At 74.5% G+C, this 19,039-nt stretch carries 20 protein-coding genes and 1 pseudogene; 7 read left to right on the forward strand and 14 right to left on the reverse strand.

The window, feature by feature from the left end; all coding sequences use genetic code 11:
* Nucleotides 1–219 precede the first annotated feature (219 nt).
* Entirely contained in the window at nt 220–1,683 is a 1,464-nt protein-coding gene (locus tag OF117_RS02505) for an FAD-dependent oxidoreductase (protein ID WP_263551209.1), read from the forward strand.
* Nucleotides 1,684–1,753: 70 nt separating this feature from the next.
* Here the strand turns inward: OF117_RS02505 and OF117_RS02510 are convergent, their stop codons facing one another.
* Nucleotides 1,754–1,924, reverse strand: a complete 171-nt coding sequence (locus tag OF117_RS02510) for a hypothetical protein (protein ID WP_263551210.1) — start codon at nt 1,922–1,924, stop codon at nt 1,754–1,756.
* Between the two features lie 216 nt (nt 1,925–2,140).
* Between OF117_RS02510 and OF117_RS02515 the strand changes: the two genes are divergently transcribed.
* Nucleotides 2,141–3,049 (forward strand): phosphorothioated DNA-binding restriction endonuclease, encoded by a 909-nt coding sequence (locus tag OF117_RS02515; protein ID WP_263551211.1) that lies wholly within the window; start codon nt 2,141–2,143, stop codon nt 3,047–3,049.
* Nucleotides 3,050–3,084: 35 nt separating this feature from the next.
* Here OF117_RS02515 and OF117_RS02520 read toward each other — a convergent pair.
* The 7 genes and pseudogenes from OF117_RS02520 to OF117_RS02550 form a co-directional block, all read right to left on the reverse strand.
* Nucleotides 3,085–3,288 (reverse strand): annotated as a pseudogene (locus OF117_RS02520) (hypothetical protein); the annotation flags it as partial.
* A 48-nt stretch (nt 3,289–3,336) separates the two neighbouring features.
* Nucleotides 3,337–3,837, reverse strand: coding sequence for a DUF1772 domain-containing protein (locus OF117_RS02525; RefSeq protein WP_263551212.1), 501 nt, complete (start codon nt 3,835–3,837; stop codon nt 3,337–3,339).
* 104 nt (nt 3,838–3,941) lie between these two features.
* Complete coding sequence (locus tag OF117_RS02530; RefSeq protein ID WP_263551213.1) at nt 3,942–4,631, reverse strand: maleylpyruvate isomerase family mycothiol-dependent enzyme; 690 nt, start codon at nt 4,629–4,631, stop codon at nt 3,942–3,944.
* Between the two features lie 4 nt (nt 4,632–4,635).
* Nucleotides 4,636–5,961, reverse strand: coding sequence for a wax ester/triacylglycerol synthase domain-containing protein (locus OF117_RS02535; protein ID WP_263551214.1), 1,326 nt, complete (start codon nt 5,959–5,961; stop codon nt 4,636–4,638).
* A 55-nt stretch (nt 5,962–6,016) separates the two neighbouring features.
* A complete protein-coding gene (locus OF117_RS02540) occupies nt 6,017–6,793 on the reverse strand; it encodes a plasmid pRiA4b ORF-3 family protein (RefSeq protein ID WP_263551215.1) in 777 nt (258 codons plus the stop codon).
* On the reverse strand, nt 6,676–7,149 hold the full coding sequence (locus tag OF117_RS02545; protein ID WP_263551216.1) for a hypothetical protein: 474 nt from the start codon (nt 7,147–7,149) through the stop codon (nt 6,676–6,678). Before OF117_RS02545 ends, OF117_RS02540 begins: the two co-directional genes overlap by 118 nt.
* 14 nt (nt 7,150–7,163) lie before the next feature.
* Nucleotides 7,164–7,640 carry a GyrI-like domain-containing protein gene (locus OF117_RS02550; RefSeq protein ID WP_263551217.1) on the reverse strand — a complete coding sequence of 159 codons (477 nt, stop codon included), beginning with the start codon at nt 7,638–7,640 and terminating at the stop codon, nt 7,164–7,166.
* Between the two features lie 580 nt (nt 7,641–8,220).
* Here OF117_RS02550 and OF117_RS02555 point away from each other — a divergent pair.
* From OF117_RS02555 to OF117_RS02565, 3 genes are all read left to right on the forward strand, one after another.
* A complete protein-coding gene (locus tag OF117_RS02555; protein ID WP_263551218.1) occupies nt 8,221–8,982 on the forward strand; it encodes an N-acetylmuramoyl-L-alanine amidase in 762 nt (253 codons plus the stop codon).
* Between the two features lie 283 nt (nt 8,983–9,265).
* A complete protein-coding gene (locus OF117_RS02560) occupies nt 9,266–9,496 on the forward strand; it encodes a ribbon-helix-helix protein, CopG family (RefSeq protein WP_263551219.1) in 231 nt (76 codons plus the stop codon).
* Complete coding sequence (locus OF117_RS02565) at nt 9,496–9,924, forward strand: TA system VapC family ribonuclease toxin (protein ID WP_263551220.1); 429 nt, start codon at nt 9,496–9,498, stop codon at nt 9,922–9,924. Before OF117_RS02560 ends, OF117_RS02565 begins: the two co-directional genes overlap by 1 nt.
* Before the next feature lie 47 nt (nt 9,925–9,971).
* Here OF117_RS02565 and OF117_RS02570 read toward each other — a convergent pair whose 3' ends face one another.
* The 5 genes from OF117_RS02570 to OF117_RS02590 all read right to left on the reverse strand — a co-directional run bounded on the left by OF117_RS02570 (nt 9,972) and on the right by OF117_RS02590 (nt 16,049).
* Complete coding sequence (locus OF117_RS02570; protein ID WP_263551221.1) at nt 9,972–10,112, reverse strand: hypothetical protein; 141 nt, start codon at nt 10,110–10,112, stop codon at nt 9,972–9,974.
* A gap of 323 nt (nt 10,113–10,435) precedes the next feature.
* Nucleotides 10,436–10,771, reverse strand: a complete 336-nt coding sequence (locus OF117_RS02575) for a DUF86 domain-containing protein (protein WP_263551222.1) — start codon at nt 10,769–10,771, stop codon at nt 10,436–10,438.
* A 43-nt stretch (nt 10,772–10,814) separates the two neighbouring features.
* Nucleotides 10,815–11,399, reverse strand: a complete 585-nt coding sequence (locus tag OF117_RS02580) for a helix-turn-helix domain-containing protein (RefSeq protein ID WP_263551223.1) — start codon at nt 11,397–11,399, stop codon at nt 10,815–10,817.
* A gap of 459 nt (nt 11,400–11,858) precedes the next feature.
* Nucleotides 11,859–12,416: a Uma2 family endonuclease gene (locus OF117_RS02585; RefSeq protein ID WP_263551224.1), complete on the reverse strand. Its 558-nt coding sequence runs from the start codon at nt 12,414–12,416 to the stop codon at nt 11,859–11,861.
* Nucleotides 12,417–12,800: 384 nt separating this feature from the next.
* Nucleotides 12,801–16,049 carry a TM0106 family RecB-like putative nuclease gene (locus OF117_RS02590; RefSeq protein WP_263551225.1) on the reverse strand — a complete coding sequence of 1,083 codons (3,249 nt, stop codon included), beginning with the start codon at nt 16,047–16,049 and terminating at the stop codon, nt 12,801–12,803.
* A 510-nt stretch (nt 16,050–16,559) separates the two neighbouring features.
* Between OF117_RS02590 and OF117_RS02595 the strand changes: the two genes are divergently transcribed.
* Entirely contained in the window at nt 16,560–16,796 is a 237-nt protein-coding gene (locus tag OF117_RS02595) for a ribbon-helix-helix domain-containing protein (RefSeq protein WP_318014209.1), read from the forward strand.
* Nucleotides 16,796–17,113 (forward strand): type II toxin-antitoxin system PemK/MazF family toxin, encoded by a 318-nt coding sequence (locus tag OF117_RS02600; RefSeq protein ID WP_263551226.1) that lies wholly within the window; start codon nt 16,796–16,798, stop codon nt 17,111–17,113. Before OF117_RS02595 ends, OF117_RS02600 begins: the two co-directional genes overlap by 1 nt.
* Before the next feature lie 216 nt (nt 17,114–17,329).
* Here OF117_RS02600 and OF117_RS02605 read toward each other — a convergent pair whose 3' ends face one another.
* Nucleotides 17,330–18,706, reverse strand: coding sequence for a hypothetical protein (locus OF117_RS02605; protein WP_263551227.1), 1,377 nt, complete (start codon nt 18,704–18,706; stop codon nt 17,330–17,332).
* Between the last annotated feature and the right edge of the window lie 333 nt (nt 18,707–19,039).

A 19,039-nucleotide genomic window follows, 5' to 3' on the forward strand; every position in this document is an offset into this window, starting at 1 on the left:
ACCCGCCCGCAGGAACGCTCGCAACGCGAAACTGCAGGTCAGGGCGCCCTGTGGACGACGTGGTCGATCGAGACCCGCGCGTGGTAGCGGGCGCCCTCCGCCCGGCGGGACCCCCGGGCAACGCGTGACTCCGCCCGGCCCGCTCGACGGTGGTCATGCTGGATGCGGAACCGCCGGGTGCGCCGGCGGCCGGACCCGACTTCCCGGGGAGGACCAGCAGTGCTCAGGAGGACATCCGCCGCCGGCACCCAGCCCGCCGACACGGGGTCCGGCAGCGCCCGGCCCGCGCCCACGCGGCGGGCCGTCGTCGTCGGCGCCAGCATGGCCGGACTGCTGGCGGCGCGCGTGCTCGCCGACCACTTCGAGCAGGTCTTGGTCGTGGAGCGGGACCGGCTCGCCGACGCGCCGGAGCACCGCCGGGGCGTGCCGCAGGACTGGCAGCCGCACCTCGTCCTGGGGCGCGGACGACGGGTCATCGAGCGACTGCTGCCCGGCTACGGCGACGAGCTCCGCGCGGCGGGGGCCGTGCCGATGCGGCTGCCGGCCGACCTGCTCATGCTCAACCCCTGCGGCTGGGTCGACCGCCGGGCGCCCGGCTGGGAAGCGCTGTCGGCCAGCCGCCCGCTGCTGGAGGCGACCGTGCGCCGCCGGCTGCGAGCGGAGCCCCGGGTGGCCGTGCTCGACGGCCACGACGTCACCGCGCTGATCGCGTCGCCGGATGGTCGCGCGGTCACCGGGGTGACCGCCCGGCCGGTCGACGGGCCGGACGGCGCGATCGAACTGGACGCCGATCTGGTGGTCGACGCGTCCGGGCGCGGGTCGCGCGCCGTGGCCTGGCTCGGGGACCTGGGCTTCGCGGCACCCGCGCGGGAGCACATCGGATCGGGCACGACCTACAGCAGTCGCCTCTTCCGGATCCCGGACGACTTCGCCGCCGACTGGAAGGCGGTGATGCTCACCACCCGGCCGCCGTCGATCCGGCGCAGCGGCTCCCTGTTCGCCGTCGAGGGCGGCCGCTGGCTGGTCACGCTGACGGGTACCGGCGGCGAGCGGGCGCCGTCCGACGAGGACGGCTGGCGCGCCTACGCGCGGAGCCTGCGCGATCCGGTCCTCGCCGAGGCGATCGAGGACGCCGAACCGCTGTCGCCCGTCCGGGTCCACCGCGGTACGAGCAACCGGCGGTGGCACTTCGAGCGGATGCGGCGCCGTCCCGAGCGCTTCGTCGTCCTCGGTGACGCGGCGTGCGTCTTCAACCCGGTCTACGGGCAGGGCATCACCGTGGCCGCCCTGGCGGCCGAGACGCTGGACGCCTGCCTCCGCCGGCGCGGTCCGGCGGGGCTTGACGCGCTGGCCGGCCGGTTCCAGCGCCGGCTCGCCCGGGTCACCGCCTCCCCCTGGATGCAGTCGACCGGTGAGGACCTGCGCTTCCCGACGACCACCGGCACGCGACCCAACGCCCTCTTGCGCGCCCAGTACCGCTACCTCGACCGGCTCGGCCTCGCCGTCACCCAGGACCCCTCCGTCGCCGACGTCTGCATCCGGGTCTACGGGATGCTCGAGCGGCCGTCGGCGCTGTTCGGCCCCCGGCTGCTGCTCGCCGCGGCCCGCGCCCGCGTCGGCGACGTCCCCGCGATGCCGCCGTCACCACCACGGGACGCCGTGGGAGCTGCGACCCTCCCCTGAGTGAGGCGACGTCCGTCGGCGGTGGTACCGCGGGCACCGGTCGCAACCGGTGCCGGCGAGTGCGCCGCGGTCAGCGCGCCTCTGCGTCCTCGCCCTGCCGAGGTGCGGGCGCGGGACGCGGCCGCTGTCGGCCCGAGTCGAACCGCTGGGTGATGTCCAGCTCGCCCGTCTCCGGGGCGGCGTGCCGCGCCAGCCGGGGCATCGTGAACTCGGCCGTCTCGTCGAGCAGGTGCTTACTCACAGGCGCGTCCCTTCCATGGTGGTCCCGACCCAGCGTAAGGACGCGTGACGGCCCCTCGTGGGACTCACGAGGATTCTCAGGTCGCCGGTTGCGGATGGGGCGATTGTGGCGATCGAGAGACCGATGTCGGCCACCGCCTCGTGCAGTGGCGCTCTGGCACGTCGTCGACGAGGCGCGTCGGCTTGCCGCGATGACGAGGGCAGGCATGGTGAGCGCGTGACGGACGGCGTCGTCGTGGTGGCGGACGTGCTGGACCGGTTGTCGTCGCTGCGGCAGCACCAGCGGGACGGCAAGCGGTCGCCGCACAAGCCGCTGCTCGTGCTCCTCGCGCTCGGGCGGCTCGCCGCCACGGGGTCGAGCCGGCTGCCGTGGTCGGCCGCGGAGACGCGGCTGGCCGAGCTGATCGGCGAGTTCGGTCCGCCGTCGAAGACGGGCGCGGCGCAGAGCGCCGCCTACCCGTTCACCCGGCTGCGTGCCGACGGCGTGTGGACGCTGGACCGGGACGTCGAGATGGACAACCTGCGGCCGCTGCGGGCCGGCGCGGTGACGGGTCAGTTCGAGGCGTCGCTCGAGGCCGCGCTGCGGAGCCGTCCCGAGGTCGTCGCGACGGTCGCCCGGGCGCTCGTCGACAGCCACTTCCCCCCGACGGTCGGGGCGGACGTGCTCGCCGCGGTCGGCTTCGACCCGGAGGCGCCGGCCTTGTTCCCGGCCGCGGAGACGGCGACGGAGCGCAGGCGGCGAGCGACGTGGCGAGCCGACGTCCTGGAGGCCTGGGACCGGCAGTGCGCCTTCTGCGGCTACGACGGCCAGGCGGCCGGGGTGCCCGTCGGCATCGAGGCCGCCCACGTGCGCTGGTTCGCGGTGGACGGCCCGGACGACCTGGACAACGGGCTGGCGCTGTGCATGCTGCACCACAAGCTGTTCGATCGCGGGATGCTCGGTCTGGACGACGACCGGGCGGTCGTCGTCTCGTCCAGCTTCTCGGCGCGCACCCCGGCCGGCCGGGCGGTCTACGACCTCCACGGACGACGTCTGGCCGCACGGCCGGGCACACCGCTCCCGGCCCATGCACACGTCTCCTGGCACCGTGACCAGGTGTTCAAGGGCATGGCGCTGGCGGTGTGACCGGGCGTCGTCGACGGTTCGCCCCCGGATGCCGATCAGGGCCACAGTTCGCTCCGCGAGAGGGCGAACCAGGGCAGCACATCCTCGCCGTGCAGCACCTGCTGACCGAGCAGCACGGTGGCCCCGTCCGGCCGGTACCCGGTGACGGTGGGGTTCTCCGGATCCACCACCCAGACGAGCCGCCCCCCGGCGTCCAGCCAGGACAGCGCCTTGCCCGCCACCTCGACCGCACGGTCGCTCGGACTGACGACCCCCGCGGGTCCGCTCGGCCGGGCGCGGACGGACGGTCAGCCGGTCAGGGCCAGCGCGAGCAGCAGGACGACGACGGCGGCCGCGACGGTGCGGACGGCGTTCCAGCGGCGCCACCGCGGCTCGAAGGCGCGGCGTTCGCGCTCGGTCCCGGCCGCGTCGAGGGCGCCCACGTCGACGGCCTGCAGCCGGTTGTTCAGCGGGACGTTCACCGCGACCGTCGGAGCGTGGACGCCGATCAGGGAGAGGGCGGCAGCCGCGACCAGCAGGCCCAGCATGGGGCCGCTGTCGGAGAGCAGCCGCACCACGACCGCGACGAGCGGCAGGATCGCCGAGCCGGCCCACACGGTGATGAAGAGCGGCTGCCCCCGCTGGATGACCCCGTCCACGGCGCGGAACGCGCGCAGGTACTCGGAGTCGCCGAGCCCGCCCAGACCCGGCATCACGACGACCGCGAAGGCGAACAGCAGGCCCGCGACCAGCGCGCAGCAGAGCACGGCCGCGAGCACGATCGGGTCGACGGGCAGCGTGAGATCCATGGGTCCTCCCGGCGGTCTGCCGGCCGGCGGCCGCCTCCGTCCGCGGGCGGCGCCCATCGCACCACGCGTCCCCGGGCTCGTGTTGTCGCGGGGTCGCCGTCCGTTCAGAGCCAGGCGGGCAGCTCCGGGCCGTCGCCGGTCAACCCGTCGGCGCGCGACCGGGTCAGCCAGGCGGCGACCGCCGACACCGGGCCCTCGAGCCGGGCGGCTCCCGCGCCCCAGGTGCGCTGGACGTCGGTGGCGACGAGGGTGACGTCGGGCGTCTGGTCCCGGGAGGCGAACAGCGCGAGGACGTCGTCGACCAGGGCGACGAGGGCGTCGGCCGGCGCGTCGGTGAAGCCGAGGCCCGCGTCGAGGTCGACGCCGTGCACCCACAGCTCCTTGGCCCGCATCCACGGGATCTCCCGGGCGGCGATCGACCGGCCCTGACCGTTGCGGACGGGCGCCGTCCAGGCGTCGTCCGGCAGGGTCGCGACGGCCTCGGCGAGCCGGGCCTCGCTGTCGCGGAAGTCGGCGCGCAGGTCGTCGGCCGGCACCGCGGCGGAGGTCTCGATGCCGGCGTCGCGGGCCTCCCGGGAGGGGTACATCGGCGTCTCGACGCCGGTGCGCGCCCAGGCGCACAGGTTGAGCAGCGCGTCGGCGTTGCGGGCTAGATGGGCGACGACGTGCGCGCGGGTCCAGCCGGGCAGCGCCGACGGCCGGCCGAGCTCGTCGTCCGTCAGCTGGTCGAGCGCGCCGGTGACGGCCCGCGCGCCGTCGGCCCACCAGCGGCGGGCGGTGTGCAGGTCGGTCATCGGGTCATGATGGCGCGGCCGCGCGGACCAGCTCGGACGCCTCCCTTTCGAGGGCCGCGGCGAGCACGTCGACGTCGTCGACCACCGCGGGGTCGGCGACGAACCCGAAGCACAGCCGGTCGGCGACCGACACCACGGCCACCCGGAGGGCGTGGTGCTGGGCGACCTCGGCGAGCGAGTGCATCGTGTCGACGGGCGCGCCGAGCACGGTGACCGGCCGGTCGGGACCCCGCACGTTCGACACGTTGAGCGCGAAGGCCCGCCCGCTGCGCTGCAGCCGCTCCGACCAGCGCGCCAGGTGCGGCGAGAAGCGCGCCAGCCGGGCCATCAGCTCGTCGAGCTCCTGGGCGTCGTGCCGGGACTTGCGCAGGGCGGTCTCCGTGCGGACGGCGGCCAGCCGCGCGCCGACGTCCGGCTCGTCCACCGGCAGGTCGACCCGGAACCACGAGTCGCGGTTGCCGGCGGCGTCGCCGGGGTGGTGCAGGGTGACCGGCACCTTGACGCGCAGGGCGTGGATCGGCCCGTGCCGGTGCTCCAGCCAGCGGCGCAGCGCGCCGGCCAGGACGGCGAGCACCGCGTCGTTCACCGTCGCGCCGGCCAGCGTGCGGGCGGCGTCGTGCAGGTCGGGCAGCGGGGCCGCGGCGAAGGCGACCGCCCGGTCGCGGCCCACCCGAGCGTCGAACGGGGAGCGGCGCAGGCCGGGCAGGAGCTCGCCGCTCAGCAGACCGGCGAGGTCGTGCCGCCGCGGCTCGCCCGCCGGGCTAGCGGGCCCGGCCCCCGCCGGGCTAGCGAGCTCGGCCCCCGCCGGGCTAGCGAGCTCGGCCCCCGCCGCGGTCGCGGGCTCGGGCGCTGCGCGGGGGGCCGGCGCCGGGGCGGGGTCCCAGAGCACGTCCCGGGCCAGGCGCACGACCGTCGTCCCGTCGGCCAGGGCGTGGTGCACCCGCCACACCAGGGCGGCGCCGCCGCCGGCCAGCGGCCCGACGAGGTCCATCCGCCACAGCGGCCGGCTGCGGTCGAGGTGCTGGACGAACAGCCGCGCCACCTCGCGGCGCAGCCCGGCCGCGTCGAGCGGTGCGTCCGTGCGGACAGCGCCCACGTGGGCGGCGACGTCCACCGCCTCGTCCGGGAGCCACACCGGCGCGTCGGCGGCGCCGGAGAGTCGCCAGGTCAGCCGCGGCGCGGCCGGCAACCGGCGGGCCACGGCGTCGCGGAGCTCCGCCACGTCGGGGGCGCCGGCCGGCAGGCGGATCACCTTGCACGTGTGCCCGACCAGCTGCGGGCCCTCGAGGGCCAGGATCGCCCGGTCCTCGGCGGTGAGCGGTACCTGCACCGGGGCAGCGTGTCGCCTCGTCGTCGTCCCGGGCAAGCCACTGGCATGCGGCCGATCAGCGGCGGAGGCGCTGCCGGGTGTGCCGGTCGTAGAGCTCGAGCAGCTCGCTGGTGGCGGCGGCGTCGAAGGCGTCGGGGTCGAACTCCCCGCCGACCCACTCCAGCAGCTCGTCGTGGTCGGGGTCAGCGGGGTCGGCGAGCACCGCGAGCAGGCGCGCGTAGCCGTGCGGACCGCCGCAGTCCTCCGGCGGGCAGGCGCGGGCACCGTCGAGGCACCGCGGCGTCCCGGAGCCCACGGCGGCGAGCCGCTGGCCGAGGCGGACGTCGTGCTCCCAGCCGTCGCCGAAGTCGTACTCGTACGTGAATTGCTGGGCGACGGCCGCGGCGTCAGCGACGGTGAAGGTGTCCTCGTCGCCGAGCGGGTCCGGGAAGTCTTCGACGTCGCCGTAGCGGACGCCGGCGACCTCGAACATGTGCAGGTGGGCGTCCTGCCAGCCCATCGCGGTCTGGAGCACCGCGTGCAGCTGCCGCAGCGTCAGCGAGGCCGGGACGAGCAGCCGGCGCCAGACCGCTGGCTCGGTGTCGCGAAGGACGACGGTCAGCTCGACGGTCTCGTCCCGCCGGGTGCCCGCCGGCGATGGGTCGGTGGGGACGGCGGCCGGCTGCGGGGCGCCGGTCCCCTGCCCGGCGGGCCGGTCCGGGGCGCCGTGGCCGATCAGCGCGGCGCGGGCCAGCTGGACCGCACCGGGGCCGGGCCGGCGCTCGGTGTAGCGGCGACCCTCGAGCAGGCCCAGCTGGTCGAGGACCGCGGCAGGCGCTCGGCGAGGTGCCACCACAGCCCGACCGGGTCGTCGGTGAGCCGCCGTCCGGCCACGGTGCGCAGCAGGACGCCACGGGAGGTGCGCAGCAGGCCGAACCGGCGGGCGAAGTCGCGGAGCAGCAGGACGGGGAGGGTCTGGTCCTCCCGGTTGTGCTTGCCGATCCAGCGGTCCTCCCAGCCGAGGCTTCGCATCGTCTCAGTGACCATGGCGGGCGGCAGGTAACCGGCTTGGGTGAGCCGGACGCCGTCCCCGACCCGCGCGAGCAGCCACCGGTAGGGCTCGACGGCGGCCGGGTCGGGCGCCGGCGGCGGGGCGGTGTCGAGGCCCGCGCCGTCGAGCAGCCGGAGCAGCCGCCATGCGCTCCGCATGGCACGCGACGCCGTCAGCCGGACAGGGGCATGTTGAGTTCGGTCCGCAACGTGGCCGGGTCCATGTCGGGTGACGGCCGGGTGAGGTAGACCTCCCAGAACACCTCGCCCGGCGTCAGGCCCTGTTCCTGCACCCACGTGGCGAGCCTGTCCCACGAGGCCCCGAGCCCGTCGAAGCCGCCGACGTGCACGAGCCGGGCGACGCGGCCACCGGGCAGCGAGCCGGGCACCACGTCCCCGTCGGGCCCTACCGCGCGCTCGACGACGAAGCCGACCTCGAGCTCGACGGTCGCCGACGGCGCCCGGTGGTAGAGCCCGAACGCCGCACTCGTCGGACGAACTCCCTGTGCGGCCAATGCCCGGGGCAGGCGCTGGAACGCACGGTCGAAGAACTCCGGCAGCTCGTCGGCCGGCACCTCACCGCGGACGACGGCGGTCGGTACCGCTGCCACGGTGACCACACCGGGCTGCTCCACGTCGGTCCCGCTCATGCGTCCTCCTCGGTCGGGGCCACGGGTTCCGCCGTGCAGACTCCCGCGGCAGGAGGAAGTCATCCTCAGCCGGCAATTCGTGTACGGACACGTCGGTCGGCGCCGTAACCGGCACGTGGGGCGCACGAGCCGCTCGACGGCGCAGCACCTGCCTACCCCGGGCGTGCACCGGGACGAAAGCCGGTCCACAGCCCTACCAGTAGCCGGGCACGGCTACGAGGAGTTCCACGCCGCGAGCTGGTGCAGCCCTCTCCAGGACGGCGCGGGCACCGGCTGCCTCGACACACCGTGGAGCACTCGGACGAGGGCTACCCGCAGCGGGCTCCGGATGATCGACTTGGACTCTCCGACGCCGTCACGACCCGGCGTCCCGGCTGTCATCGGAGGCGACGTGGCGCACCACGGCCGGCGGCACGCGTGCCGCTCGACGTTGGCCGCGGCCGCCCTTCTCGTCGTGGTCAGCGGCTGCGGGATGGCCGCCGGACCCTCCGAGCGCGGGGAGCGAGCGGCAGTTGCCCGGCAACCGATCGCCGGCACCGCGCCCACGGTCCCATCGCCCTCGGCGTCCGCAGAGCCGTCCGTGCCCGCCGAGCCGTCCGTGCCCGCCGAGCCGTCCGCGCCCGCCGAGCCGTCCGCGCCCGCCGAGCCGTCGGCGTCGCCGCTGGCGTTGGCGTCGTCGGATGCTCCGCTCGCCGGCAGGATCGTGGTGCTCGATCCAGGGCACAACCGGGACAACGGGCGCTACCCGTCCGAGATCAACCGTCCGGTCGACGCCGGAGGCTTTCCCAAGCAGTGCAACACCACGGGCACCGCCACCGACTCGGGTGTCGCGGAGTCGACCGTCAACTGGCTGCTCGCGCTGGCCCTCCGCGACCGTCTGCTCGCGCTGGGGGCCGATGTGCAGCTGACCCGTCAGGCCGACGAGGGCTGGGGGCCGTGCATCGACGAGCGCGCGGCGATCGCCAACCGCGCAGGAGCGCACCTCCTGCTGTCCCTGCACGCCGACGGCGCGGCGCCCGGGGCGCGTGGCTTCCACGTCATCACCCCCGGCCTGATCGAAGGCTGGACCGACGACATCGCTGCTGACAGCCAGCGGCTCGCGATCGCCGTCCGCGACGCCCTCGTCGCCGCCGGCCTACCCACGTCCGACTACCTGGGCGAACAGGGCATCGACGTCCGCAGGGACCTGGGGACGCTGAACCGCGCCGACGTGCCCGCGGTCATGCTCGAAGCAGGCAACCTGCGGAATGCCGACGACGCGGCGCTCCTCACCAGCGATCAGGGACGACGGGCGATCGCGGAGGGGCTCAGCTCGGCGGTCGTGGCGTTCCTGCACGGCTGACCCACCACCTCGCGCCGGCGGCCGCGACGGGGCGGACGGCGTGCCAGCGCCGCCACCGCGGCTCGAGGCGCTGCGCTCACGTTAGGCGCCGGCCTCGTCGAGAGCGCCCACGTCGAGACCAGCGCGGACGCCTCCGCTCCGGTCGCTGCGGCGAGCACGTCGGCGCCATCTCCCCGCGTTCGCGACAACCTGGGAGCACAGCCGGTTGGGAGGGGCACCACGGCCACCACTGGTCGCGCACGTGCGTGCGTGGTTCAGCGCACGTGCGCGCTACCCTTGGCGCATGAGGACGACGGTGGAGTTCGACGCCGACACCACCCGCGCGATCGAGGCCCTCCGCCGGGAGCGCGGCATGGGCGTGTCCGAGGCGGTGAACGAGCTGGTCCGCCGTGGGTTGCTCGCCCAGCCGGCCAGGCCGCCGTTCCGGCAGCGCACTGCCTCGCTCGGGGTGGGTATCGACGTCTCCAGCGTCGCGGACGCCCTCGAGGTCCTCGACGGCCCCACGAGCCGGTGATGCTGGTCGACGCCAGCGTCCTGCTGTACGCGGTCGACGAACGCGCGCGGGCCCATGCCGCCGCGCGCGACTGGCTCGAAGGAGCCCTCAACGGCTCGCGCCGGGTCGGGTTGCCGTGGCAGTCCCTGATCGCGTTCGTGCGCATCGTGACCCACCCGCGGGCGCTGCCGGCACCGCTGGCACCGGCCGAGGCGTGGGCGTTCGTCACCGACTGGCTCGAGGCACCCGCCGCGTGGGTGCCGGAGCCGGGCCGCGGATACCGGGACATCCTCGGGCAGCTCGTCAGCGATCTGGACCTGCGCGGCAACCTGGTCACCGACGCGGCGCTCGCCGCGCTCGCCCTCGAACACGGGCTGGCCGTCGTCAGCGCCGACTCCGACTTCGCCCGCTTCCCCGGGCTCACCTGGATCAACCCGGTCGCACCCTGACCACGGCACAGGAGGCGCCGGCCGACACCGCCGGCGCCCCGGCGGGGTCACCCGAGGACGGTGGCCATCTCCACCAGCCGGCACAGGGCGTTGACCTGGCGCAGCTGCCCCGGCGTGCGGACGGCGGCGTCGAGCAGCCTCTCGCACAGCACCACGACCGCCAGCCTCTGCCCCTGGAACTCGTCCACGGTGCCCACCCGCGCGCCGTCGGGCAGCAGCCGGCGGATGAGCCCGACCTGGTTGTTTCCGGCGCGACCACCAGCACGTCGTCCGCACCGATCAGCGAGCGGTCACCGGCGGCGTACACCCAGCCGACCCCTTGGAGCGACCGCCACAGCTCTGCCACGGCAGCTGCCTCCTCGGCCGACGCGGCCGCCGAGGGCCGGGTGTGCCGGACGAACCGGACGGCGAGCCCGCTGGTCCACCCGTCGACGGCGATCCGCTCCCGCCCGGGTGCCGACTCCAGCCGCCCCTCGTAGGCCAGGTCGGACACGAACGCGGTCAGCGCGGGTCAGCTGTCCCCGACGGCGCCGAGCAACCGGGTGAGGGCTTCACGGAGGCGTGGCAGGTCCTGCGTCACGGTGCTGGCGACGATCGCGTGCGTCGTGTCGAAGTAGCGGCGCGCGAGTTGGTCGCGCATCCGCGCGATCTTCGACCAGGGGAGGTCGGGCTCGGAAGCCAGGAGGTCGCGCGGCAGCGCCTTGACCGCCTCGCCGATTTCGATCAGTCGCACGCGGACCGCGTCGAAAACCATGCCGTCCGAGAGATCACCGCGGCCGACGTGGGAGTCGATGGCATCGAGAGCGGCCAGCACGTCGAGCAGGCGCTGACGGCGGTACCGCGTCACAGCGCGACGATTTCGGCCGCGATGCGGTCGTACACCTCCGGTTTCAGCCCCCCCGCGGGCACCACGTCGACTCGGGCGGACAAGAGGTCTTCCAGATCCCGACGCAGACCCCCAGCGTGAACAGGCCGGTGCCGAGGGGCAGATCGACCAGGACGTCGATGTCGCTGTCGGGCCGCTCGACACCCCGGGCGACGCTGCCGAAGATCCGCACGTTCCGGGCGCCGTAGCGCTCGGCGATGCCCACGATCTCCCGGCGGTGCCGGCGCACCCGTCGCCCGAGCGTTCCGGCGAGCGGCACCGGCTGTCCGCGCTTCGTGGCCACCAGGCCGCCCTCGAGCGCGTGCCCGGTGGCGGCGATCAGTCGTAGCAGGACCGGCAGGGACGGCTGGCGATGACCCGACTCGTAGGCGCTGACCACGCTCTGTGTGGTGTCGGCTCGCGCGGCCAGTTCGGCCTGCGTCATGCCTGCCCGGCTGCGCGCCTCCCGCAGCAGGCTGCCCGCTGACGCGATGACCGGCACCGGTGGGTCATAGCGGATCGTCGATACGGCAGGTCGGCACCAAACTCGGCGAGCAATGCTCAGCCGTCGCCGCACATCGCGGAGGCTGTCAGCTGGGCGCGCCGTCACCGACCTGCTCCTTCGCGAATCTGCACCACGCCTCCCCGTAACCTGCCGCAGCAAAAGGTGCCGGTGCACCGACGCCCGGCGCGGCACACGGCGCCTCGTGTCCGCCGCACGGGGCAGGTGATCCCTCGGCCGGGAGGCCGAGCGACCACGACGACGTCGACTGGGGCCTCGAAGGCGTCGTCTCGGGGTTCGGCGCCGACGCCGAGCCGCGGTCGACCACTCCCCCGCCGCGGACGGTGCCGCGGGAGGGGGTGCCGACGTCCGCGCCGTCGGGCAACGGGTTCCGCGACCGGGGAAGCCCACGCCCTCGGCCTGCGCCACCGGCGCATCCCGGGTGGCCGGTGACCATCGGACCGGCGCGCTCCGGGGCCCGCCCAGCACTCCACGTCCGGTCGGTGGGTGGGGCGACAGTCCGGGCCGCGGCAGTCTGCCGGATCAGCTGTGTGACGCGGAGGTCGATCAGGTCCACAGCTCGCGCAGCGGCAGGGCGAACCCCGGCAGCACGTCCTCGCCGTGCAGCACATCCTGAGCCCGCAGCACGCTGGCCCCGTCCGGCCGGTGCACGGTGACCGTGCGGTTCTCGGGATCGACCACCCAGACGAGCCGCACCCCGGCATCCAGCCAAGACAGGGCCTTGCCTGCCACCTCGACCGCGCGGTCGGTGGGACTGACGACCTCGGCGACCAGGTCGGGCGCCAGCGGCACGAAACCCGGGACACGGGCGTCGGGCACGCGGTCGGCACGGACGAAGGCCACATCGGGCGCCCGCACCGTGTCCGGGTCCCGCGCCAGCCAGAACCCCGTCTCGGCCGTGAACACCTCACCCAGCTGCTGGGCCTCCACGAACACGCCGACGCGGATGAGCAGGCGTGCGCCGATGCGCCCGTGCTCACCTCCTGCTGGCGTCATCGTGCGCAGAGTCCCCTCCACCAGTTCGTGACGCAGGCCGTCGTCGGGCAGGTCGATCAGCTGCGCCGCGGTCACCGGCGGAGCCTGCTGGTTCGGCGCACTCGCCATGCGATCAGCCTACGAAGATGCGCGGCCGCCGCGGCCCTGCTCGCGGCCGGCCGGCCGGCAACCGGCCGTGGCGCACCAGCCTTCCGGATGCCGAAGCGTGCCAGGGGTGGCCGCCCGCCGGGAGTTCCAGCGGTGGGGCGAACGGATGAACCGGTCGAGCGATCGACTGGGAGCGCTCTCCAGGCACCTCGACGCCGGACGCTGACCGGCCGCTACGGGCGGCACGCGGCGGTCCGGCTCCGACGACCCGAGGTGGCACCCAGCTCGCCGTCGTGCTCGAGCGCCTCGGGGAGCTCGTCGGCCGCGTGAGCGGCCGGAGACTGCAGGACATCGACGACGCCCTGCTCCTGGTGTTCTCGCTCGACTGACCCGCGTCCGGCCGGGTCACCCGACGAACGTGGCCATCTCCACCAGCCGGCACAGGGCGTTGACCTGGCGCAGCTGCTCCGGCGTCCGGACCGCGGCGTCGAGCAGCTCCTCGCTCAGCACCACGACGGCCAGCGCCTTCGCCCGGGACACCGCGACGTTGAGCCGGTGCAGGTCGTAGAGGAAGTCGATGCCGCGCGGGGCGTCGTCCGCGCTGGACGACGTCATCGAGTAGACGACGACCGGCGCCTCCTGCCCCTGGAACTTGTCCACGGTGCCCACCCGGGCGCCGTCGGGCAGCAGCCGGCGAATGAGCCCGACCTGGTTGTTGTACGGCGCGACCACCAGCACGTCGTCCGCACCGATGACCGACCGCTCCCCCGCGGCGTCCACCCAACCGACCCCCTGCAGCGACCGCCACAGCCCGGCGACGGCGGCAGCCTCCTCGGCCGACGCGGCCGCCGAGGGCCGGGTGTGCCGCACGAACTTCACGGCGAGCCCGCTGGCCCACCCGTCGACGGCGATCCGCTCCCGGCCGGGAGCCGACTCCAACCGCCCCTCGTAGGCCAGGTCGGACACGAACGCGGTCAGCGCCGGGTGCATCCGCCAGGTGCGGTCGAGGAAGACGCCGCGGTCCTCGGGCACGGTCGGGTGCCCCTCGAGCAGGTGCTCCAGCGCCGAGAGCCCCGACTCGCCGGGGTGCACGGCCTGCGTCGGCTGCGCCAGCTGCTGCGGGTCGCCGAGCAGCACCAGCGAGCGGGCCGACCGGGCGACGGCGACCGCGTTGGCCAGCGAGAACTGCCCCGCCTCGTCGTCCACCAGCACGTCGACGGCCCCGGCCAGCTCCGGGCGGCACCAGAACCACGCCGTCCCGCCGACGAGCGACGCCGACCCGTCGAGCAGCCGGGCGGCGACGTCGCCGGAGTCCTTGGACCACTCGACGCCGGGCGCCCCGCACGCCTGGTGCTCGTCGCACTTCTGCAGCGCCGGCCGCCCGACCGCGCTGAGCACGTTGCCGATCACCGCGTGGGAGGTCGCCGTGACGCCGACCTTCTTGCCGGCGTCCAGCAGCGCGCGGATCAGCCGCGACGCCGCCCGCGTCTTGCCGCTGCCGGGCGGCCCCTGCACGGCGAGCACCTCGCCGTCCAGCGTCAACCCGAGCCGGACGACGGCGTCGCCGGCCTCCTCCCCCGGCAGCCGCCGGGTGCCGGCCGGGACTCGACGGTCGAGCAGCGCCTGCCCCAGGCATGGCCTCCCGGCGAGGACGTCGTCCGCCGTCGCGGCGATCGACTCGCGCATCGGCCTGTCGTCCAGCGGTCCCTCCGGGCCGAGCCCGCGGACGGCGTCCGGCGCCTTCGTGCTCTTGACGACGACCCGCCCGGCGACGGCGTCGATCTCGCGCACCTCGCCGACGCGCGCCTTGGTGTCGACGTCGAAGGCCTTCGACCCGACCGAGAGCTTGGTGTCCTGCGGCGAGAAGTCGAAGGCGTAGAGCTTGCTGCGCTTCTCGGTGCCGACCTCGGCGCCGCAGGAGAGCCCGCCGAGCGCGGTGCGGTCCTCGACGAGCTGCTCGTCCTCCAGCTCGCCGCGGGCGAAGAACTCCCACCAGCCGGGCCGGGCCTCGCGGCGGTGCCACTGCACGAGGTCGCCGAGCAGCGGGTGCCCGGCGTCGGCCAGCCGGTCGACCAGGGCCAGCTCGGCGAGCTCGGCGTCCGACCGCTGTACCGGCGCGTCGACGTCGGAGACGATCGGGCGCGCCAGCTCGCCGTGCTCGGCCGCCAGCTCGGCCCGCTGGGTCTCCAGCCAGTCGTGCAGCTCGCGGGTCGAGTCGACGTCGTCCCGGTTGTAGTCCTCGATGGCCTGCAGGCGGGCCGGGTCGCGGTCGATCAGCCACTTCTCGTACTCGACGACACTGGACATCGCGTCGGCGACGTCGCCGGTGTGCTCGCGCCCGTAGAAGGCCTCGACCTTCTTGATCGAGTACGACTCCTTGCTGATCCGCATCGACTGGCAGACGACGGGCAGCAGGTCGACGAACCGCTCGGCGCGCAGCAGCGCGTCGAGCTCGGCCTCGCGGACGCCGTACCGGCCGGTGAGCCGCTTGAGCGCACTGACCTCGTAGGCGGCGTAGTGGTAGACGTGCATGCCGGGGTCGGCCCGCCACGCCGCGACGAGGCGGTCGACCAGGTCTTCGACCATGCGCTTCTCCTGCTCCGCGTCGTGCGCCCAGAGCGCGGTGAAGCGGCCGGCGCGGTCGCCGAGGCCGGCCAGGTACTCCAGGCCCTGGCCGTCGCCGGAGAGCGGGTCACCCTCGAAGTCGAGGTAGAGGTCGCCGGGGCTGGGCGCGGGGAGGCGGGCCAGCCCCTGGGCGGGCGCGGGCGCGAGGAGCGTGCGGGTGGGGCGGCCCTCCCGTCGGCCGCGGAGCTGCTCGCGGGCCTGGTCGCGGAGGCGCTCGCGGGTGGCCCGGCCGATGCCGGTGGTCTTGAGGACGTCGTCGGTCGCGCCGGCGAGCTGCTCGAGGGTGGCGACGCCGGCGTCGCGGAGGGCGGCACGGTGGTCGCGGCGCATGCCGGCGACCAGGCTGAGGTCGTCCTGCTGCCGGAGCTCGGCGTCGCACCTCGGCTGCCAGGTGCAGCGGTCGCAGGCCGCGACGGGGACGGGTTCGGTGATCGCCGGGTGCTCGATGAAGGCCTCGAGCCGGGTGCGGGCGCGGCGGGCGTAGGCGGCGACGTCGACCAGCCGCCACGGGCGGGTCTCGCCGTCGCCGGTGACGACGCAGATGCGCTCGGGTGCGCGGCCCTGGAGGGTGGTGAGCCGGTCGGCGTAGGTGGCCATCTGCAGCAGGGCGGGCACCTTGACGCGGCGGGCGAGCTTGGCGTCGGCGACCTCGTAGGACCAGTCGCCGAGGTCGGACGGCGCCGGGGTCTTGAGCAGGAAGTCGGCCTGACCGCCCCAGGTGCCGTCGAACAGGGTGGCCTGGTGGACGACGTCGACGCCGGCGCGCATCGCCTCGAGCGTGGCTGCCTCGCTGCGCCGGCCCTGGAGGCGGACGACGTCGAGGCCCTGCTCCTCCAGCGACTCCAGGTAGCGCAGCTCGTGGGCGATGCCGAGGTCGGCGACGAGCACGGTCTGGTCGCTGACGCCCTCGGCCGGCGGGTCGAGCACGCGGTCGGCCACCTGCAGGTTGAGCGCGGTGAGGTGGGTGCACTCCTGGTGCCGGGTCAGGTCACTGGGGCTGAGCACCAGCCGCCCGTCGACGCGGTACACCGCCTCAGCCCCTCATCGAGCGGACGACGACCTGCAGGACTGAGTACGGCAACGTTCCCCCGTGGTGCGGCGTGCAGAGCCTCAGGAGGGTGTCACGGACGACGCCGTCCCGGAACCTCCCGCGCCGACCAGCTCTCCGTGCAGGGGTGCGGCAGCGGCGCTGGCCAGCTCAGCGCACGTCGGCGGCATCGGCTGGGACTGCAGGTCGATTCCTGCGCGGCACAACACAGACGAGCGCAGATTCTCACCTTGTCCACTTGGCCACGGCCGAGCCGCTCGGACCGGAGCTGACAGACTTCGTCACCTGCGGCTCCAAGCTGGCCACCGCGGCGACCGAGGTGGCCTTCCCAAGACGTCACCGTCCTGACCTGGTGTGCCACCGACCGAAGCGGCGTCCCGCGACGTGTTACGCGATGACCCTGGCGAGTAGCGGGCAGCCGGAGAACCACGGTGCTGTCAGGCCCTGCGCGTGTGGTAACAATGTGCATCCCACAGCGGTACCATGGCTGGATGAGCACGCAGATCGCCATCCGGCTCCCCGAGGAACTCGTCGAGTTCATCGACCGACTGGTGGCCGACGGCCGCGCTCCCTCGCGCGCCGCGGTCGTCAGTCAGGCGCTCCAGCGGGAGCGGCGCCGTGAGATCGCCGCGCGCGACGCGGCCATCCTGGCCACCGCCGCCGAGGACGACGATCTGGACGCACTCGCCGAGCACGCCGCCCGGACGCCGCTCGACGACCTCGACTGATGCGTCCGATCCATCTGGCTCACCTGGACAAGACCCGACCCGTGCTGGTGCTGACCCGGGAACTCGTGCGCCCGCATCTCTCACGGGTCACCGTCGCGCCCATCACCAGCACCATCCGCGGCCTCTCGACAGAGGTGCCCGTCGGCCCGGCCAACGGCCTCGACCATCCGAGCGTCGTCAGCTGCGACAACGTCGTCACCGTGCCGAAGTCGGCGCTCGGTCGGCAGATCGGCCGACTGCGCCCGGAGCAGGAAGCGGCTCTCACCGCGGCGCTGCATGCCGCCTTCGACCTCGAGGACCTGCCCGGTCCTCGCTGAACAGCTGCGCGCCCATCCCCTGCAGGGCTCGAGCAGTCACCCACCGGCCGCCCGGTGCGGCTGTTCCGACGTCCGGCACCGTGGCGCCGGTGGTACCGCGCGAGTCAATGTGAGAACGCGGCGTGGTCAAGCCCGCGGCGGACCTGTTGCCGCCGTCACGCTTGCGAGCGACGAGCGCCCCGACCGCGAAGGGAGCCGCAACTCGGCTCCGAGCCGTCATGCAGCGACGGCGGGAAACACCACCAGCGATCCATCGCTACGCCGCTCGATGTCGATGGCGACGTCGGACCGGCCGGTCCCACCGGCGACGCCCTCACCCAACGCACGAAGGCGGTAGGCGCTCCTGAGCAGATCGTCCACGGCTCCCTGGGTCCACATCAGGCTGTGGAACCCACCGGAGGGCTTGAGCTTCAGGCTCGACAGCCGCAGGAGCACCGACGAGATGCCGCGCTCGAGCTCGTCGACGCGTCGCTCGTCGCCCTGCAGGGTCTGGAGGAAGGCCTTGAAGGGGTGGTTGGCACCCTCCTGCTGCGAGTGCTCGACGGCCTGGAGGACGAGCACGCGTCGCTTGAGCGCGATCGCCAGTCTCGCGATCTCCAGGTGGGCGCGGAAGGCGCCGCCGTCGCCGTCGATGCCAGGGAAGGCCTTCGTCAGGGACGCGATGTCGACCGGCCCGTCCGGCAGATCGGCGAGGGCGGTCTGCCACTTCCTCAGCCGGCTCCGTGTCTTCTCGATCGACGTGCCGATCGCGTGCACCGCCGAGTCGAGGCCGAGCGATGCTCCGATGCGGCCCTGGTCGAGCAGGACGGAGGTGGCCTTGTCAATGGCCTCGCGGCAGCCGCCGAGCTCGTCGCGCTCGTCGTCCAGCCGCGCCTCGTGCAGTCGCTCCAGCAGGTCGGTGATGCGTTCGACGGCCGCCTGCCGCTGGTGGTCGGCGTGCGCGCTGACGGCGACGGCCACGGCCATCAGCACCAGCGGCGCAGCCACCGTCGCGGCCCCCGCGCCGGCTGCGGCCACTCCTGCCGTCGCGGCCGAGCCCCCCGCCGCACCGGCCGCCGCCGCCTTGCCTGCGACGGGGACGAAGGTGGCGTGCGCTGCCACTCCGGCGGGTCCCATGAGAGCGCTGCGGACACCGCCGGCCACCTGCTTCGAGGGCATGGAGCGGATGAGCCCCTCGCCGAACTGGGCCGCCACCTTCGCCGGCACGACCATCCGGAAGAGCACCTCGCCGCTGCCCGAGACGACGTCGCGAGTCGGCGACGACGTGGCGGTCCGCGCCACGAGCTGCGACAACTCCTGCGCGAGCGGGCTGACCGCGGTCAGCGCGATGCCACCGGAGCGTTCACGCTGCTCGGCGATGGGACGCGCTTCCAACGTCGCGATCGGGGTGTCCGCCATGGCCGCCAGGGCCGTTCGCAGCTCGGCGAGGCGCGCCGGTGTCATCACCTCGTCGGTCATCAGATCCGGGACGTCCACCTCCTCGGTGGCGAGCGTCCACACCGGCACGGGCTGGTTGCTGGCGGCAGTCATGTCGTGGTCCTCCCCCGTGCGGACGCCGTGCGCGAGCGAGGCAGCAGGTGGCGTCACGGTCATCGGGGGTTGACGCTAGGTGCTCGCGCGGACGGCGGTGGGATCCCCAACCGCCGTGCAGGCGTGGCGACCTCGTGCGTCTCCGATGCCCCAGGCTCCCCGTCCGGGTGCGACGTCGTCGGGCTACCCACCTCCGGAGGTGAGCCGCCGGACGACGACCTCCTCTGACTGTGAGGCTGGCCGGGTCGGCTCACGGGTGATGGGCTGACGGTCGGCAGCAGTGGGCGTGACCCTTCGTCTGACTGGCTTCGTGCCTTTGACCGGACTTGTCCGCCTGCTGCTGCCGGCACCGGCCCGGCCGGAGACGTTGGCCTGATCAGGAGCTTGACCGCCAGT

It is taken from the genome of Geodermatophilus sp. YIM 151500 (assembly GCF_025716945.1).
Lineage (GTDB): Bacteria > Actinomycetota > Actinomycetes > Mycobacteriales > Geodermatophilaceae > YIM-151500.

Excerpts from the sequence above, each read along its gene's own strand:
- OF117_RS02600 (WP_263551226.1), top strand. The coding sequence starts at position 16,796 with ATGCGTCCGATCCATCTGGCTCACCTGGACAAGACCCGACCCGTGCTG.
- OF117_RS02550 (WP_263551217.1), bottom strand. The coding sequence starts at position 7,640 with ATGAGCGGGACCGACGTGGAGCAGCCCGGTGTGGTCACCGTGGCAGCG.
- OF117_RS02595 (WP_318014209.1), top strand. The coding sequence starts at position 16,560 with ATGAGCACGCAGATCGCCATCCGGCTCCCCGAGGAACTCGTCGAGTTC.
- OF117_RS02545 (WP_263551216.1), bottom strand. The coding sequence starts at position 7,149 with ATGCGGAGCGCATGGCGGCTGCTCCGGCTGCTCGACGGCGCGGGCCTC.
- OF117_RS02605 (WP_263551227.1), bottom strand. The coding sequence starts at position 18,706 with ATGACCGTGACGCCACCTGCTGCCTCGCTCGCGCACGGCGTCCGCACG.
- OF117_RS02525 (WP_263551212.1), bottom strand. The coding sequence starts at position 3,837 with ATGGATCTCACGCTGCCCGTCGACCCGATCGTGCTCGCGGCCGTGCTC.
- OF117_RS02560 (WP_263551219.1), top strand. The coding sequence starts at position 9,266 with ATGAGGACGACGGTGGAGTTCGACGCCGACACCACCCGCGCGATCGAG.
- OF117_RS02530 (WP_263551213.1), bottom strand. The coding sequence starts at position 4,631 with ATGACCGACCTGCACACCGCCCGCCGCTGGTGGGCCGACGGCGCGCGG.
- OF117_RS02565 (WP_263551220.1), top strand. The coding sequence starts at position 9,496 with ATGCTGGTCGACGCCAGCGTCCTGCTGTACGCGGTCGACGAACGCGCG.
- OF117_RS02585 (WP_263551224.1), bottom strand. The coding sequence starts at position 12,416 with ATGGCGAGTGCGCCGAACCAGCAGGCTCCGCCGGTGACCGCGGCGCAG.